Genomic DNA, 17,422 nt, shown 5'->3' on the forward strand with positions numbered 1-17,422 from the left:
AGTGCATCCGCATACAGAGATTCATTCGCCGCATCCGCACCACTCACGCCCTCTATATTGTTGAGGTCCTCAGCCGTGACAGTGCTGCCCGTAACACTCCCTGAAGTGATGTCAGAGATAGTGTCTAGGTTTTCCTCACTGGTGTTCACTGCATCAACAACTGCTTGGAGCTCTTCCGCGGTAGGGTTGCTGCTGTCAGCGTAGGTGCCGTTTGCCAATGCATCGGCATACAGAGACTCATTCGCCGCATCCGCACCACTCACCCCCTCAATCGCATTCAGCTCATCAGCCGTAATGGTCACGCCGGTCACTGTACCTGAAGTCACACCAGAAACCGTTTCTAGGCTGTTGACCGAGTCAATCACTGCTTGGATTTCTTCCGCGGTTGGATTGCTGCTGTCAGCGTAGGTGCCGTTCGCCAATGCATCAGCATACAGAGACTCATTCGCCGCATCCGCACCACTCACGCCCTCAATCGCATTCAGCTCATCGGCTGTGATGGTGCTGCCTGTCACTGTACCTGAAGTCACACCAGAAACCGTTTCTAGGCTGTTGACCGAATCAATCACCGCTTGGATTTCTTCTGCGGTTGGATTGCTGCTGTCAGCGTAGGTGCCGTTCGCCAATGCATCAGCATACAAAGACTCATTCGCCGCATCCGCACCACTCACGCCCTCAATCGCATTCAGTTCTTCAGCCGTAATGGTGCTGCCTGTCACTGTACCTGAAGTCACACCAGAAACCGTTTCTAGGCTATTGACCGCATCAATCACCGCTTGAATCTCTTCTGGAGTTGGGTTACTGCTGTCAGCGTAGGTACCGTTCGCAAGTGCATCGGTATAAAGGGACTCATTGGCCGCATCCGCGCCACTGACGCCTTCAATCGCATTAAGATCTTCAGCCGTGACAGTGCTGCCCGTAACACTCCCTGAAGTGATGTCAGAGATAGTATCTAGGTTTTCCTCACTGGTGTTCACTGCATCAACAACTGCTTGGATCTCTTCCGCGGTTGGATTGCTGCTGTCAGCGTAGGTACCGTTCGCCAATGCATCGGTATAAAGGGACTCATTGGCCGCATCCGCGCCACTGACGCCTTCAATCGCATTCAACTCATCGGCTGTGATGGTCACCCCGGTCACTGTACCAGACGTCACACCAGAAACCGTTTCTAGGCTATTGACCGAGTCAATCACCGCTTGGATTTCTTCTGCGGTCGGGTTACTGCTGTCGGCATAGGTACCGTTCGCCAGTGCATCCGCATACAGAGATTCATTGGCTGCATCCGCACCACTCACGCCTTCAATCGCATTCAGCTCTTCAGCCGTAATAGTCACCCCTGTCACTGTACCAGACGTCACACCAGAGACCGTTTCTAGGCTATTGACCGAGTCAATCACCGCTTGAATTTCTTCTGGGGTGGGGTTGCTGCTGTCCGCATAGGTGCCGTTCGCCAGTGCATCCGCATACAGAGATTCATTGGCTGCATCCGCACCACTCACGCCTTCAATCGCATTCAGATCTTCAGCCGTAATAGTCACCCCTGTCACTGTACCAGACGTCACGCCAGAAACCGTTTCTAAGCTGTTAACCGAGTCAATAACAGCTTGGATTTCTTCTGCAGTGGGGTTGCTGCTGTCAGCGTAGGTGCCATTCGCCAGTGCACCCGCATACAGAGACTCATTCGCCGCATCCGCACTACTGACCCCCGCAATACCATTAAGTTCGTCGGCAGTGACTGTTACACCTGTCACGGTTCCAGAGGTCACACCAGAAACGGTCACTAAACCATTCACTGAATCAATCACCATTTGAATTTCTTCAGCTGTTGGAGTGGCTGCCACTGCATAACTGCCCGTTGGAAACGCTGCGGTGTAAAGCGCTTCATTTTCAGCAACAGCACCACTGACGCCCACGATAAGATTGATCTGCTCCGCAGTGACTGCAACTGTGTCAGAGTTGCCTGCAATGTCTTCCGCTACTTTATCTAATAAAGCTTGATTATTTGCCGCGTCAATAGCAGCTTGTAATTCTGCTGCGGTTGGGTTGGAAGCATCCACATAGGTCGACGCTTGAAAAAAAGATTGATAATAAGATTGGTTTTCAGCCAGCGCACCAGCGACACCTTCTATCCAGTTAATCTCCTCTGCCGTCATATCCACACCATCGGCATTACCTGTTATTTCATCAATAGCGGCAACTAGAGGTGAGAAGCGCACCCAAAGGCTATTGTCAGAATAATTCTCCCCTTTTTTAAAACCATTGTCTTGTGCTGATGGATGCCAGTACAGATTGTCTGCTTCACCACAACTGTCCCATACTTTTTTTACTATTGATTCTGGTGTTGTATCACAGGAGGCAGTAATGCCGCCGCCAGTACCAAGCCATTCTACTCCTCTCCCTACATCACCGGTTAAATACCCCCCCAAAGTTTGTTTTGTTTTATATCGTTCTAGATATACTGGATGGTCGGTTTGCCAATCATAAGAAACATCATCGACACTAACGCCACTAAGTCTTAATTCATTGACTCTCGGAGAATTTAAAAATAAGAAACTGTTTGAATTTCGACGAATATCCAAGGTGTAGGATAAACTCGCAGAAGCTTGTCGTACACCTGAAGCAGTAAGTATCCAACCATTTTCATCAACATAGGATGAGATTGCATTGCTGTTAACTTCCGGTTGAGTGTAAAAATAATATACACCAGCTTCAGTCACACTTTTGCTTTGATAAAAGCTGGTAAACGGGTTTTCAATCGAACCATCACTCACAGCATCATCTGCAACAGGCAAAGTGGATCTTGGCATAATGGAATAAGTATTAACAATTGGAGTGTATGCTTGACCTGAATGAGAATCGTCGTAGTCGATTTGAACATCAGTGTTAATAACACTATTAATGTTAGCATCAGAGTCGATAGAAACTTTAAACGAAAATGTTTGAGCCTCATTAACCGGTAATGTACCTCCTGTCGTACCAGTAGCTCCTTGCCCCAAATTAATATGTACCGTATTTGTTAATGAATCAAAATATCCTACGTCGCCATCCAAAGTATCTGTTAAAGCGCTATTACTGGCCAGACTTCCGTTAACATATGTCAACCCAGGCGGTATGGTGGATGACATTTTTAAATTTTCAACTCGTTCGCTCTGAACTGTGATAGTGGACCAAAATAATACTTGGCTGCCTGGTTCAGGGTATGGTGCAGTCCCAGTCAACCCAGCTAACCAAACATTAAGATCCAGTTCAGGCTGAACCTCAGTTTCAACCCCCAGAACTAATAAGTTGGCCCAGTCATCTCCTCCTTGGCCAGTCTCATTCACACCCGAATCTCTGAAACATAAGTTAGTCGCGCTATTTGGCAAAAGACTGCTAATATCGATAAGATCGGAATCCCATTCAGCGATAGTATGGGAGGTTGTTTGAGCAACACCGTCTACGGTGTAGGAGCCATTGAGAACATCATTAGCTGGGTTCAAGGCATCGGATACCCTCTTTGCTGTATCATCAGTACAAGCAGCAGAGGCCCCTGTAGTAGAAGAGCTTAATGTAAGAGCATTACCGTAACCGCTCGCACCACCATAACCCACAATAAGTGCTTTGGCCTCAAATGAACCACCGGTTGGCGTCAGGATATCATCAACATGAATATCGACCGCTGAAGAACCAACGTATTTCAAACCACTATGAATCGTAATATTTTTATGGCTGATCTCATCTCCCTGTACGATCGCAACGATTGTCCAGCCGCCTTTGTTGCTGGTACTGGTTGAGTCATTGTATAAATCTTTAACTGAATAAGATCCAGAACCGGCATTTTGCACAATCGTGGTAATATCAGCCCTAAAACCACTTCCTTCCCACTCCCACACTGCATCAGCCCAGTCAGCATTAATGACCTGAAAAGTCGAAGCTCCGGGTACTTTTAAATTGGCTGTTGCTCTAGAATCACCAGTAGTCCAATTCCCCAAGCTTGTTGCTTTGGTACCCCAAAATAGCCAAGCTTTAACCACATTCGCACCACTGGGAATGTTGAGATCAGAATACGTTTCACCTGAGACATGATCACTGGAAAGGTCGTGTATATACCCGCCAGAAGCCATGATAATTTCCGCGTTGATATTTTCATTGTAGAGCTCCGAAAATTCAGTTTGAGCATAAGCAACATTAATCTTCGCGAAAAGGAAAACAACAACTAATAGAAAAGAATGTAAGATATTGAAAGATAGGACTGTTCGATTCATAGTCTTTAACCAATGTTGAGAGACCAGAAACATACAGCAAATTACAAGCCATATTATCAACTTTGATGAAATTTTTATATCTATTCAATTATTTTTAATTAACCAATCACTTACTCTCTCATTGAATAATCAGAGATAAAGTTAGGTATCGAACTTGAATTTATATCCGGGAAGAAGATAGAAAATTACTCGAATTGAATGTCATAATGAGAATATTTTTAATTTTTTGTCAGTCACTTTGTCATTAAGGTAAATGATAAGATCTTCACAATATATAAAACATGAACTTATACCCAATTAACCTCAAGATGCCTGCGCTATACCCAGTTCAGTAGCAATTCCGGCTAAAATAGGTAAAATCCCAGCTCCTTTAATATCGCCTGAGTTAACCTACATGCCATCGCCTGAACACTGCTTTACTCGTTTTACTGCTGATATCTCTCAAGTTGAGTTACCAACGCAGTTTACGTTTCCTTTCTATTATACCCCACACCCATTGAGTGTTCTGGCAGCCAAGCAGTTACAGCAGTATTTACTTAAGCAAAAGGACTTTTGCCACGATTTTGGGCTAAACGGAACAACAGAAGGACGAGGTAAGATGTTTGGTGTCCTTGTGGTGCAAAACCAACAAGGAGAGGTGGGGTTTCTTAGCGCTTTTTCTGGCAAGATTGCTGAGCAAAATTTACTGCCTGGGTTCGTTTCCCCCGTGTTTGATATGTTGCAGGATGAAAGCTTTTTCCATGAAGAAAATAACGCCATAAATAAAATCAATGCACAATACCGCGATCTTGTATCTCAGTCTGATATCGCTGACCTGCAAGCAGACATCCGTGCTGATCGCATGGTTTATCAACAAGAAGAAACCGAGTACCGTAACTTGATTATTGCCAATCGAGCAAAGCGTAAACACCAACGTGAACTTGGCCTCAACACTCTACCAAACGATCAGCTTAACCAGCTATTAGAGCATCTGGCAAAACAGAGCGTCGCTGAGAAAAATACGCTTAAATACATGAAAAAGTCTTGGGATGATAAGCTAGCGGTGAAAGAAGCACGCTTAGCCGAGCTTGAATCACAACGCGAGAGTTTAAAAGCACAACGGAAAGCACTTTCAAACGCGTTACAAGAGAAACTGCACAAGCAATACCGCTTTCTCAACCAGCTTGGCAAAGAACGAAACCTCATTGATATTTTTACCCCTACGAACAATCCGGTTCCTCCAGCAGGAGCAGGCGAATGTGCGGCCCCAAAACTCCTTCAGTTCGCTTTTCAATACGGCTTTAAACCGCTTGCTATGGCGGAATTCTGGTGGGGCACGCCGCCAAAATCAGAAGTGAGGCAGCACAAAGCGTTTTATCCATCCTGTCAGAGCAAATGTCAGCCCATTTTGAGCCATATGCTGCAAGGGTTAAACGTAGAACCCAATCCGTTAGCAATCAGTTGGGCACAAGAAAAAGAACTCGAAATACTGTTTCAAGATGATGCGATGGTGGTGGTAAATAAACCTTCAGGGCTGTTGTCAGTCCCCGGCAAAACCATTAAAGACTCTGCCTACACTCGACTGCAAGAGAGGTTCCCTGATGCTGAAGGGCCTTTTGTTATTCATCGGCTTGATATGGCAACCTCTGGAATCTTAGTCTTCGCTCTTACCAAACGGGCCAATAAAAGCTTACAGAAACAGTTTATTACCAGAGAGGTTCAAAAAAGATACATCGCTATTCTGGAAGGCACCTTGGATAAAACCGAGGGCTTAATCACCTTACCAATGCGTGGTGACCCTGATGACAGGCCAAGGCAGCTAATTTGTCACCAATTTGGCAAGCCAGCAGAAACGAAGTGGCAGTTAATCAGCGTTACAGAGGGGCGCAGCCGAGTGAGGCTGTACCCAAAGACAGGTCGAACTCATCAATTAAGACTGCACTGCGCCCACCATTTAGGGTTAAACATGCCTATCAGAGGAGATGGTTTATATGGAGAAAAAGCAGATCGCCTTTATTTGCATGCAGAGAGGCTGGAACTCTATCATCCCTATACTAGGCAACCGATGCATTTTACAGCTAACTGCGAATTTTAAGTTGGGCGAAAATCATATACCCAAGTGACCTCAAAGTACTTGGGTATATTGGTGCTCAACACAACATGTTATTCAATGAAACCTTTGTGCAAAGCCTGATCATGAGAGGAACGAAAAATAGCCCCCTTAGGTAGATCCACAACAGCATAATTAAATAGCGCATTATGCACCGAGTAGTAAGCTCTTAAACCTAACAATTCATAGACTGAAACACCACTTTTAGCCGATGGAGAAGGACTATCACCATAAAATATGGTGTTATATAAATTCACTCGATAAGTGATCCCACCCCAATATCCATAAAGTGATTTTTTTATATAATGTTGTCCAGTATCTTTATCCCATACATCATAATAAATAAACCCTTTATTACACTTTATATTGTACTGAATTCTCCCGTTAGACTCACTTAATTCATAATCGCAGCCTAAGCCATTAATAAAAGGTTTAAAGACAAAAAAAGAGGTGATGATTAAAAGAGCTATAACTGAAACGCTAACGTACTTTGATGAACTCATGTTTACTATTCTCATCATAGATGTATCCATATAAATATAAACCTGGTGTGAGTTTTTTTGCTTCACTCTTATTAAAAGAGAGTACCGAACATACTTCAACGCTCTGATTATTAAATCGTAAACACTTCACATTAGGTTCTGAGACTTGTATCGCTAGATAGGATAGACATAAAATCGCACCGTAAGCCATTAAAACTACTCGAAAGTAGGTTATTTGGGAACGATTAAACAATGATGATACTACATTGATATTTTTTTCTTTCGACGAATCAAGTTTTGACGTACCAGGCTCAATTAGCTTATTTTCAGTATCACTTCTAACAGCCTCGTTCAATTCTTTCGTTTGATCAGCATCTTTTTCTTCTATTTTTTCTTTAAAAACAAAATGCTGGTGTCCTTCTTCTGAAAGATATTGATTAATATTTTTTAACCATACTTCTTCGCAAGAATATAAATAGCCCTCCCCTCTTATTGTCTTTATTGTAATACCAAAGTTTCTAAGTTTTCGAATCGCCATAGTCAGGGCATTTTCGACAACAATAATTTTTGGCCAACCTGCTTTTACAAGATCATCTCTGGTTTGAGCTGCTCCAATATGATTAACAAAGAAAACGAGCAATCTGCCTTCAGCAACACTAAGCTTTCCTTTTTCATTACCCTCTTTATCATATAATATTTTAGAGCTGTCATCATAAATAAATTTAACATCCATATTAATTATTCAACCTTATAATGGGTATATTAACAAATGATAATAATTAGCTATAAATAGTTACCCTATCTGCTAAAAACGAAATGGTCTAAAGTCATAAATATTGAAACTCTCATCCATTTGACATGTTGTTTTAAAGTCCTCTAAATAGTTTGTTTTAAATGAATCATTTGTCACAAAGCCACTCGCATGACAAATAATAGTAAATGGCAGTAAAAATAATACCAAGATAAATAGTAAACTTTTAATCATATTCGATATCTAATATTAAAGTAGTGCAGAAGATGCTAACCATCTCGTAACCTTGAGTTAACAAAACAAATATAAAATAAGGTAATCCTTTAATTTCAACAACTAAGAAGGGTTTATAAACAAAAAGCAATCACAGCCATTATTCAATAAAGCCTCTTTTGGGTGGTGTTGAGAAGTCAGATTTAAAAACAGCACCTTTAGGAATCTCAACAAGTGAAAAACTATTAGTGTCGTTTTGACGGTTAAATGAGGTCCAGATACTCGAAAGTTGATATACAGATAAACCACTACCAGTGACGTTCTCATCAGGTCCTTTTAAATGAATGGTATGGCCTAAATTAAGGTTATAAGTGAAGCCATTCCAATAACCATAAAAAGATTTATTAACAAAACGTTGCCCCGTTTCTTTATCCCAGATATCTTGATAAATAAGACCGCGCTTACAAGTAAGCTCATAGTGAATCCTTTCGTTGTAATCATATAATTCAAAATCACAGCCTAGACCATTCACAAATGGCTTAAGAACAAATAACGTAAACAAAAGACTCAATAGGAGACAGATTTGCTTAATGTATTTTAATGAACCTGTGCGTATCATCGTCATCATAAGTATATCCGTAGAAATAAAAACCGGAAGATAAGTCTGCTAATCCGGTTTGTGGAATAGTAATGGTTGAACAAACTTCAACATCCTTGTCCGTGACACAAACGACATTAGGCTTGTCAGACTCAAGTAATAACAGGAAGATCAGCAATACAAAATTATAGCCGATACAGCATAGCCAAAAAGTCGCTGATAATGGACGTCTACGTTCAATGCCCCGATTAGACAAAAGACGCTTTTCATCTTTTTCATCGTCAACGTCAGAAGCGACAAGTTGTTGCACATTTTGAGAAGCTAACACATCTTGTTCCTGTTGAATAAAGATATGCTCATCGGTTAATGTGTATCCTTTGCGTGGTACAGTTTGTATTTGCACACCTGCGTTGCGGATTCTCCTTATGGCCATTGTCAGGGAGTTGTCTACAACAATCAGACCCGGCCAACCATAATGAAACATATCATCACGAGACACACACTGGCCGCGATTTAGGATCAAGAGTTCAAGAATAGCGGACTCGGCAGAGCTCAACTTGGCAATTTCTTTACCTGATTGATTACGGATTTGCCCCGTATGAAGATCTAAAAAGTTATTCAAGCTGATGCTATCCAATAAATATTAATAATTATTAAGTATAAACCGTATTTAAAGTCGCGAACTGAAAACTTAAATACGGTAGAATTCTATTGCTTTCAGGATGACAACTATCGATTAGCTTTTGTCGAGAAAGTCTTCTAAAAAATGAGTGGAAAGCATATCAAAAGGACAAGTAAGGGCCGAATCGGAATAAAAAACAAATCTGGATGCTTTGAATTCACGTAACTTGATACTAATATGTTGAATAGCCAAACAAAGCGCTTGTAATGAAGAGACACCATAAAGCCTTTTCTCTGCTTCCAGTCCTTCAATATTAACAATACAGACATGCATTTTTATGCCTTGTAGACGCGGAAGGTCATAAGGTACAGGCTGACTGATCCGAAAAATCACCTTCCTTACTTCAGAAGCCTGGGAGTTTTCAACGGGTATCGTCACGAAATACTTCGCTTCACAAATGGTATACGTTTCCATGTTTATCCTAATCAATATCAATAAAAGAACGAGTGAACAGTTTTATGTCAGGTTCGCATTACAGTGATGTATCGAACATAAGTAAAAAACAAAAAGGGTAAATCAATGAAGCGTAAAGTAACTGAACACAAACAAATCGACCACGAAATAAAGCTAATCACAAATAAAAACTCATAAAATCATCACCTTAAAAAAACATAAAATCTAATAGTACATTTATTTTGAGGGGGAACCGTACACAGATGAACCCAAGGAGCTTAATTATGTAGTAGGCAACTAAAATTAAGAGCGATGTTAATAGATTGAGATCAAAGAAGGCACAGGAATAAATCTGCTCAGAGACAGATCTCCCCTCCCAAAAAGTGAGTAACCTTAGCACTCAGGCTTTATTAACGATTCTTCATATAGGCCCACTATACCTACAAATCATTGCTGCAACGGATAGCTAAGGTTGTCACACTAAGCAAAACATCTAGAAGTAACTCGAGTGCAAACATTATTGACAAGATGATCTGTCGCAATTATTTAAGAGAACTTAAAAAGAGAATACGACCAAAATCATGTCACTCATCATTCATGAGAATTTGCATCATATACTCATGTCGTTTAAGGAAATTGAGAGTCACTTCATAGTGCTCTGTGTCTTCATACTTCGTTTTATAAATACCACTTTCGCTAAACTGATAAATGATAGCTCTAGGATAAGCAAGGAGAATCGGTGAATGCGTTGCAATAATAAACTGCGAGCCGTCTTCGACAAGTTGATGGATCGCTGAAATAGCAGCCATTTGTCGGGTTGGTGATAAAGCAGCTTCTGGCTCATCCATGATATATAAGCCGTGACCGCGAAGCTTATTCGTGATCGTGGACATAAAAGATTCTCCATGTGATTGTTCATGCAAAGAGTTTCCACCATACCCTTGCAGTGACGGCGGAGAAATTTGATCAATATAAGTTGCAACATTATAAAAGCTTTCTGCTCTAAGGAAGTAATAATCCTTTGGCCTCTTAAAGCTTTTAATTGTTTTGATGAAATCAGCTAACTGAGAATGAGTTTCTTTAGTATGGAATAACATATTTTTGTTACCACCTTCTGCATTTAGCCCCATTGCAACAGCAATAGCTTCAATTAGTGTTGATTTGCCTGTCCCGTTTTCGCCAATAAAAAAAGTCACATCAGGATGAAATTTAATGAAATCGAGCTCCTTGATTGAAGGAACATTGAATGGATACTGGTCAAAAGTTGTGATTTTCTCACGCTTTAACTCAATTTCTCTTAAATAAGGTTTATTCTCGAAAGACATACACATAATCCAAAGGTAAGAAGAAAGGAGGTTAAAGCCTCTAGAAGGCCAAAAGTTATAAATAGACTTATTCCGAACATAAAAGTCACTAGTAAAGTGGCGAGATATTCGTAATTTAAATATTTCCAGAGACATAGTTAACCTGAGATAAAATTAAAATGTCACAGCCGCTGGGGAACAGCAGATATTTGACGACTTACAATAGAGGAGACTTGTTGATCGTCAAATAATTCAACTATAACCCAACGGTATAGTTGACCATAAACAGTTCCAGTCGATAAGAAGATACAATGAACTGGTTGGTTTGCTAAAACTTTACATAATTGATTAGACGGATATACTATATCTCTATATCCATAAATACCAAATTTAGCGATATAAATTTTGAAAAAACGATCCTTATTAGATACTTCATTTAATGAACCTTTAAATAAAAATCTAAAATTTGGTCCTGTTTGCGAATGAGTCAAATCATTTTGCTCATTTAATTCAGGAAACATAATATCTTGAGTTGTATATATAGAAAATTCCTCTCTGAATGAGACGCAGGAGACATAGAATTGATTAGAAGTATTTTTTGCACTGGTATTAGGACTAACAAGCCAATCTCCAAAAAAATTAACATTTTTATTTTTATTATAGTTATTAAAAACCCAATATTGCTTGTCATGATTCCAATCTGCAAGAGAGTTACCAGATAAAGATGAATTTTTTAGCTCTGAGAAATCATAATCTAAAGGTAAACGCCAGTTAGTTCGCCCTCCAAGGCGTTTGGAATTATAGGTCTTGCACAAAGCCTGAGCGCTGGACAAATCAAACGTGTAGAAAAATGAATTAGATTCACTAGTACTTAACTGATTTTCTGCAAATTGAGAGAAACCAAGACTATCTAAAAATGTTTTTGAGGGCGGGCTAGTGAATAATTTACCCCCACCTATATCAACAATATCTATACAATTTGAAACGGTGCCAGAATTACTATCACATATAGGATCAATATCTGTCATGACAAGCGTAAGAATTCCTGTTTTAAAACTTCCCTTATGGTTAGAGAGAACAAAAGTAACATCTAGATACTTAGGTGATTGACTATTCCTAGTAAAAGTAAAAAATTTATTATACGGGTCATTTAGATGCTTAGAACGAATAAAAGCAGAACCATCAACTGAATATACATTAACCAATTGATATTCGATGTTATTTTGAATTGAAATAAGTTTAGATATATCTATATCTAAAATACCTTTAGAACTAGATTTATAATTAAAATCATTTATTTCTTCAATAATTAGTCCATTAGGAAGATTTTCACCTATAGAAATGTCAATCTGACCTAATTTTGCTTCTGATAAGTTTTTAGTATTAGTCAGAGTGTAAAGAATACGAGCATAACCAGCTACACGGTAAGAAAATTTAATTGAGTTTTGAAAAAGTTTGACATCACCGTCGCCAAGTAGGGTGTACTGTTCAGATAGTTCCCAATCATCCCAATTAATTGTGAAATAATCAGCCAAATCTATATTTATTGTTTGAGAATCATGTTCATCTGACAACAACCCATGTTTTGAAATGATTTCAAGCTTTGGATCTTTATCAGTCGTAGCGAAAAAATTGAGTGTTGAAAACTGGCTTTCAACTCGGTGACCAGTGCTTAATGACTGGCCACTTACTTTATACCGGTAAGAGCACAAATTACGGCTATCTAATTGGACATAGAAACCCAATTTATCGCCATTTAACTCGACAACTGGCGCATTACAAACACCGGTCATACGCATCATCGGTTGACCTTCATGCTGACTGACAGTGTCAACTTTAATGTCATCAATAACGATATCACTCTTGGAGGAGATAAACTGACGAATATCAACAAACTCTTGAATGTTGGGCTCGACAGTAACAAAATCACTGCGAGTTTCAATGAATGGTGAAGCCTCGACAACATCAACTGTAGATTGAGTGTTTAAGGAAGAAGAAGCCGTCGAGGAGTCCTTACACCCCAGCAGGTTAAGAAGTGATAAGGTGACCCCAATCAGCACAGAAAGTCGGTAGAAAAAAAATTGATTTAAATATTTATACATAGGGATATATCTCAAATATAGTAAGCGAAATAAATATTAGATACTTGGTGAAAACGTCAAATAAAAAACATCACGATAAAAGTCGGCGTTAACACTGGATTCATCAACGTCAAAACCAACTTCAAAAGATAAATCTATACTCTGAGCATTTATATCCTGCACGATACTACGATTGGCAACATGACCTTGATAATTGACAAGATAGCTATCACCGAATTTTATGTAATATGGAATTTCTGTTCTCGGAGTAACATTAGTAGACTTCATTGAATATTGACTGCGATGCTCCCAGAGCGAAATTGTTAATCCACTATTAAAATTACCTGTCACATTAGCATTATATCGAGTAAATCCACTAACTCGATTATTTTGATACTTGGGTACAATCTGTCCAGAGCCAGTCAATGTAACATTTGAAACATAGAAATCGCGATTACTTATCTTAAAGAAAATAGGCAATGAAGCCTTATGAAGGCTAAGAGCGCCGGAATCAGGAACAATATATTTATATTGATATTCAATAAAAGCCATTCCGGAATATACACCATTATTCTTTGGTTTTCCGCTCATAGAGACCTTAAAAACAGGTTTTATAAATCTAAATGGTGTGGATGGATCTGGTAGAGGATTTATTTTTGAACAGTCATCATTATAGCCCTCTGGGGTTATAATTTTCATCTCATCGATATTTATATTTATAGAATCAGTCCCCGAATTTAAATTAATACTTTTAATGTCATTAATAATAGAGACCTGCTCCCAACAACCTGTTGGAGGTAAGTTATCGACAATATGCCATTGAGAAGGAGATATTGCATCACCATTAAAGATAATATTATTCCAATTAACGATACCATCTTGATAAAAGCCCTCTAAGGTCAAAGCAAAAATTGAAGGCGAAAATATAAATAAATTCAGTAACAAAGCATAATACCTCATATATTATGCCCTTTATGAATAGTTATTGATTCACGATATTTAGCGCGATGAGTCTCAAGGTTGACAAGGATATCATCTGACATCAAACCTTCCTTCAAATTAACATTTAACTTTCTACCAGCAAGAACAACAAACTCTTGAGTACAGTCTGTGCCCTCAGATTTGATATACTTACATGAATCTAGATTAGCTCTTATAAAACTATTACCTTTATTATGAATATAAAGTATCTTTCCATCATATTTGATATCATAATTAATTGGTTGTTCTTCTCCAGCTAAGATAAATAAGGGCCCCAAACCAATAGTAAAGTTTACATGATTGGTTTTTTCCATACCTTCAGAGACATAAGCTTGAGGTATGAAACTTATCTGGAAAGCACGATCAATATTATTAGATTTAGGATCTAAATTAGTATCAGATAGAGTAATAAAGAAATCTTTTTTTCTCCCTGGTTCAATGATCGTCTTTCTAGGTGATAGATTTATTCTCCAATCAAAAATATTATTTCTATTGTAGTCCACCATTTCTATCTCACCATTTTTTATAAATAATTCAGATATAGAAGTAGAGACAAAAATTCGAGCATTTTCATTATTTTTAATTGTAAAAACAGACTCATCATCATAAGCGGAAACCAGCATCATTGAATTAATTTCTAAGGCAGTTGAACCAAAAGAAATTGATAATAGTAAAAATATTATCACTTGACTTAATTTATGTTTTATCATTTTTTACCTATAAATTATATTAAAATAGTATTTAAGATTTAAATACACACTCCTGAAAATGAAGTTGAGTTTTTAATTTGTTTAAAATTACATACTCTACTGTTAGAACTTAAATTGAAATTACTACCTTTGATATATGTAACCTGAAAAACACCATCGTCTGAGATCTGTTGTACGTCAATACAAGTTTCTCCTGCACAGTCAAGAGATGAGATTGGGTTACCGAATTCATCATCTAAAATGACAATCATATTTTCAACATCATACGCTTTAGGGCTTACTGTGTATAACGTTCCGGGCAGAGATGTAACATCAAAGGTATTATCTTTTATTAGGGTATTTTTTTCTTTTGGTTCAATCAATATTTCTTGCTGTTGATATTCAACCAATTTAGTAACATTAGAATCTTTATTAAGCACTTTCCTTGAGATAAAACGTCCATTTTTTGAACTTGATACATAAACACTTTCTTCCTTAGCCGCTAAAAAATTATCACGTCTTAATTTAATAAATGAACGTCCTTTTAAGTTTGTAAAATCCAGGCTACCATCACTGAATATTTGAGTTCCGGAAGCACTACCTGATAGAGACTTTCTTCCAAGTGAATCAACATATACGTATGCATTAGAGTTAAATTTTTGGTTTTTTGATTGTATAGACGAAGAAAAATCAACGAATGATCTGTTAGTAACAGCTTGGAGACTTACAGAAGTATTACTATCAAAATTTTCTGATTCATCAATCATACTTAATGAGTTTCTTATACTGATTACATTATTATCCTTCACATACACATTGTTGCTAGCAGAAAAAATCTCATCAAACTTGAGCTGTAATGATAACGAAATATTAAATGAAGAATCCCGAGTTTCATAACGTTGGTAATCTGCAGATAAAGTAATATCTGCTGAAGATAAGTGGTAGTTTAAAGAAGAATAAACCATTCTATAATCATACCTATCACTTTTTTGATAATAAGAAAACTTATTATCTGAGTATTGTGATAACCGTATATAGCCAGTTCCACCAAGTACAAGCCCAGATGCTCCTATACCAAATTCACGATAGCTATTATCTCTATATAATGTATTAATTAAATCAAAGCTATTAGTATTAGCCTTCAAATCTAAATGACTATAGTAAAAATCGAAAAATGACATTCTAAAATTCAAGGTAGTAAAACTGTCACCATACTCATTAACTCCCCCCGTACCTTCAAAATACCAGTCATCCTTAAAAAGATATTTACTTCCGATTTGAAAGTAATGACCATATTCAGAAAGTGTAATACCACTGCCAATCATAAAAGGTTCATCAATACGATAATTCAACAGACCTCTTGAAAAGAAAAAGTCATCTCCTTTCGAATTTTCCATCAAGCCAACATTGAGAGTATGATCATAGCGACCAGTCTCAAGTTGAAAGTCATTATTATTAACAATTCTTTTCTCTTCTCGAAAGACTTCTTCACCTAATGCTTTAAAAACTAAAACAATTTTATAAGAACCAACTGGTAGATCATCATAACTGATGAAGTTTTTTCCTTCCGAAATAGATTTGCTGTAAATAATTCTTTCAGATTTATAAACCTCCACTTGACCATTTTCTGAAGCAGAAAAAATTATTTTCTGAGAATTTTTCGTTTTATTCTTGATTAATTGACGACTTGAAGCAACATATGCTGACGTAGAAATGTAGTTAGTATCATTAGATAAATAGTCGGTTGAATTAAAAGAAAGTGTGTTTTCACTATAGCCAAATTTAAGTAAGTTATCCAATTTTTCATAACTATACATAGCCTCAAATACATCCGTATTTCCTCTAGTATCAATTTGAGTATCAATACTTAGAAAGCCAATAGGTAAACCAACCGTCGTATTATTTGACCAATTTAATTGTGGCTGTTTATTCATCTCGCTAGATAGATAAAAGTTACTCCAGTTAATCATTGCAGGTGATTTATTTTCATATTCGATGTACTCTTTCTCATCAGAAATACTCTTGAAAGCACTGGGGGATAAAATAACTTCTAAAATGGAGTTATCGTAGTCGAAATCTAGAACATATTCTCTTTCATGATTTTTTTTTGATAATATCTCAGACCGATTAAGTCCTTTTTTGAGAATAGATATTATATCCGATGATGTTTTACCTTTAATTCCTTTATCATCCAAAAAAGATCTGACAACATTAATGTTTGAAGAATAGTCTACCAACTTTATAGACTCGTATGATACTAACATCTCAGTGTCAACACTTTCATTAATTCCAGCTAATCTTATGGAGATCATTTTATTTTTTTCTATAAAATATTCTGAGAAATTATCAGGATATCCTTTAGAATATACATTAGCATGAAAGAATTGTAGAATAGATATGAAGAATAACACATAAAAATTAGACATTTTTTGATGCTACCATAATAGAGACCGTTCCTGAGCAATCATATTTTTCATTTCCAAATTCTTTTATTTCATCAAAGATTAATTCTAAAGACAATGCATTATTAACATCATCCAAATTAAAATCTAGCTTATTTTGGCTCTCTATAGATTGACCGTTAAATTTGATATTAACTGGTATTAAAAATGAGGACCTAAGGGAGGTACACTGATGTAAAGAATGAATTAATGATAAGGTATATTTACCAGAACTTTTAGAGCTTTTTAGTCCAAATTGATACTTTAAGTTATCAAACTTTTTTTCAGTCAAATTAAAAGAAGCTACAATAAGGGTATTATTATTAATAATTTCTAAGGAATCATTATTAGTCTTACTTATGTATACTGAAACAGGTACCGGGACGACTTTTTTAAAATCTTTTATATATGCTGATTCAACATTAAAGCTTACAGCCGACACCATTATTAACAATATTGCATTTAACATAATTT

At 37.6% G+C, this 17,422-nt stretch carries 13 protein-coding genes; 1 reads left to right on the forward strand and 12 read right to left on the reverse strand.

The window, feature by feature from the left end; translation table 11 throughout:
- On the reverse strand, positions 1–4,244 hold a 4,244-nt coding region (locus tag BS333_RS13810), incomplete at its 3' end, for a hypothetical protein (protein WP_158297055.1).
- Positions 4,245–4,638: 394 nt separating this feature from the next.
- On the opposite strand from BS333_RS13810, the gene BS333_RS13815 reads away from it, so the two are divergent.
- On the forward strand, positions 4,639–6,318 hold the full coding sequence (locus BS333_RS13815) for an RluA family pseudouridine synthase (RefSeq protein ID WP_021711027.1): 1,680 nt from the start codon (positions 4,639–4,641) through the stop codon (positions 6,316–6,318).
- Positions 6,319–6,386: 68 nt separating this feature from the next.
- On the opposite strand, the gene BS333_RS13820 is transcribed toward BS333_RS13815, so the two are convergent.
- The 11 genes from BS333_RS13820 to BS333_RS13870 form a co-directional block, all read right to left on the reverse strand.
- Positions 6,387–6,836, reverse strand: a complete 450-nt coding sequence (locus BS333_RS13820; protein ID WP_021711026.1) for a hypothetical protein — start codon at positions 6,834–6,836, stop codon at positions 6,387–6,389.
- Complete coding sequence (locus BS333_RS13825) at positions 6,814–7,548, reverse strand: winged helix-turn-helix domain-containing protein (RefSeq protein ID WP_021711025.1); 735 nt, start codon at positions 7,546–7,548, stop codon at positions 6,814–6,816. The genes BS333_RS13820 and BS333_RS13825 overlap by 23 nt, the downstream gene beginning before the upstream one ends.
- A 391-nt stretch (positions 7,549–7,939) precedes the next feature.
- The gene (locus BS333_RS13830) at positions 7,940–8,407 is read right to left on the reverse strand and encodes a hypothetical protein (protein ID WP_021711024.1); all 468 of its coding nucleotides are present in this window, start codon (positions 8,405–8,407) and stop codon (positions 7,940–7,942) included.
- Entirely contained in the window at positions 8,367–9,014 is a 648-nt protein-coding gene (locus BS333_RS13835; RefSeq protein WP_021711023.1) for a winged helix-turn-helix domain-containing protein, read from the reverse strand. The genes BS333_RS13830 and BS333_RS13835 overlap by 41 nt, the downstream gene beginning before the upstream one ends.
- 99 nt (positions 9,015–9,113) lie before the next feature.
- Complete coding sequence (locus tag BS333_RS13840) at positions 9,114–9,473, reverse strand: DUF6968 family protein (RefSeq protein ID WP_021711022.1); 360 nt, start codon at positions 9,471–9,473, stop codon at positions 9,114–9,116.
- 563 nt (positions 9,474–10,036) lie between these two features.
- Entirely contained in the window at positions 10,037–10,777 is a 741-nt protein-coding gene (locus BS333_RS13845) for an AAA family ATPase (RefSeq protein WP_021711021.1), read from the reverse strand.
- A 161-nt stretch (positions 10,778–10,938) separates the two neighbouring features.
- Positions 10,939–12,858 (reverse strand): Lcl C-terminal domain-containing protein, encoded by a 1,920-nt coding sequence (locus BS333_RS13850; protein ID WP_021711020.1) that lies wholly within the window; start codon positions 12,856–12,858, stop codon positions 10,939–10,941.
- A 36-nt stretch (positions 12,859–12,894) separates the two neighbouring features.
- Positions 12,895–13,797, reverse strand: coding sequence for a hypothetical protein (locus tag BS333_RS13855; RefSeq protein ID WP_021711019.1), 903 nt, complete (start codon positions 13,795–13,797; stop codon positions 12,895–12,897).
- The gene (locus BS333_RS13860; protein ID WP_021711018.1) at positions 13,794–14,528 is read right to left on the reverse strand and encodes a hypothetical protein; all 735 of its coding nucleotides are present in this window, start codon (positions 14,526–14,528) and stop codon (positions 13,794–13,796) included. Before BS333_RS13860 ends, BS333_RS13855 begins: the two co-directional genes overlap by 4 nt.
- 38 nt (positions 14,529–14,566) lie before the next feature.
- Entirely contained in the window at positions 14,567–16,933 is a 2,367-nt protein-coding gene (locus tag BS333_RS13865) for a TcfC E-set like domain-containing protein (protein WP_021711017.1), read from the reverse strand.
- Positions 16,926–17,417, reverse strand: a complete 492-nt coding sequence (locus tag BS333_RS13870) for a hypothetical protein (RefSeq protein WP_021711016.1) — start codon at positions 17,415–17,417, stop codon at positions 16,926–16,928. The genes BS333_RS13865 and BS333_RS13870 overlap by 8 nt, the downstream gene beginning before the upstream one ends.
- Between the last annotated feature and the right edge of the window lie 5 nt (positions 17,418–17,422).

Source organism: Vibrio azureus (assembly GCF_002849855.1).
Classification (GTDB): Bacteria; Pseudomonadota; Gammaproteobacteria; order Enterobacterales; family Vibrionaceae; genus Vibrio; species Vibrio azureus.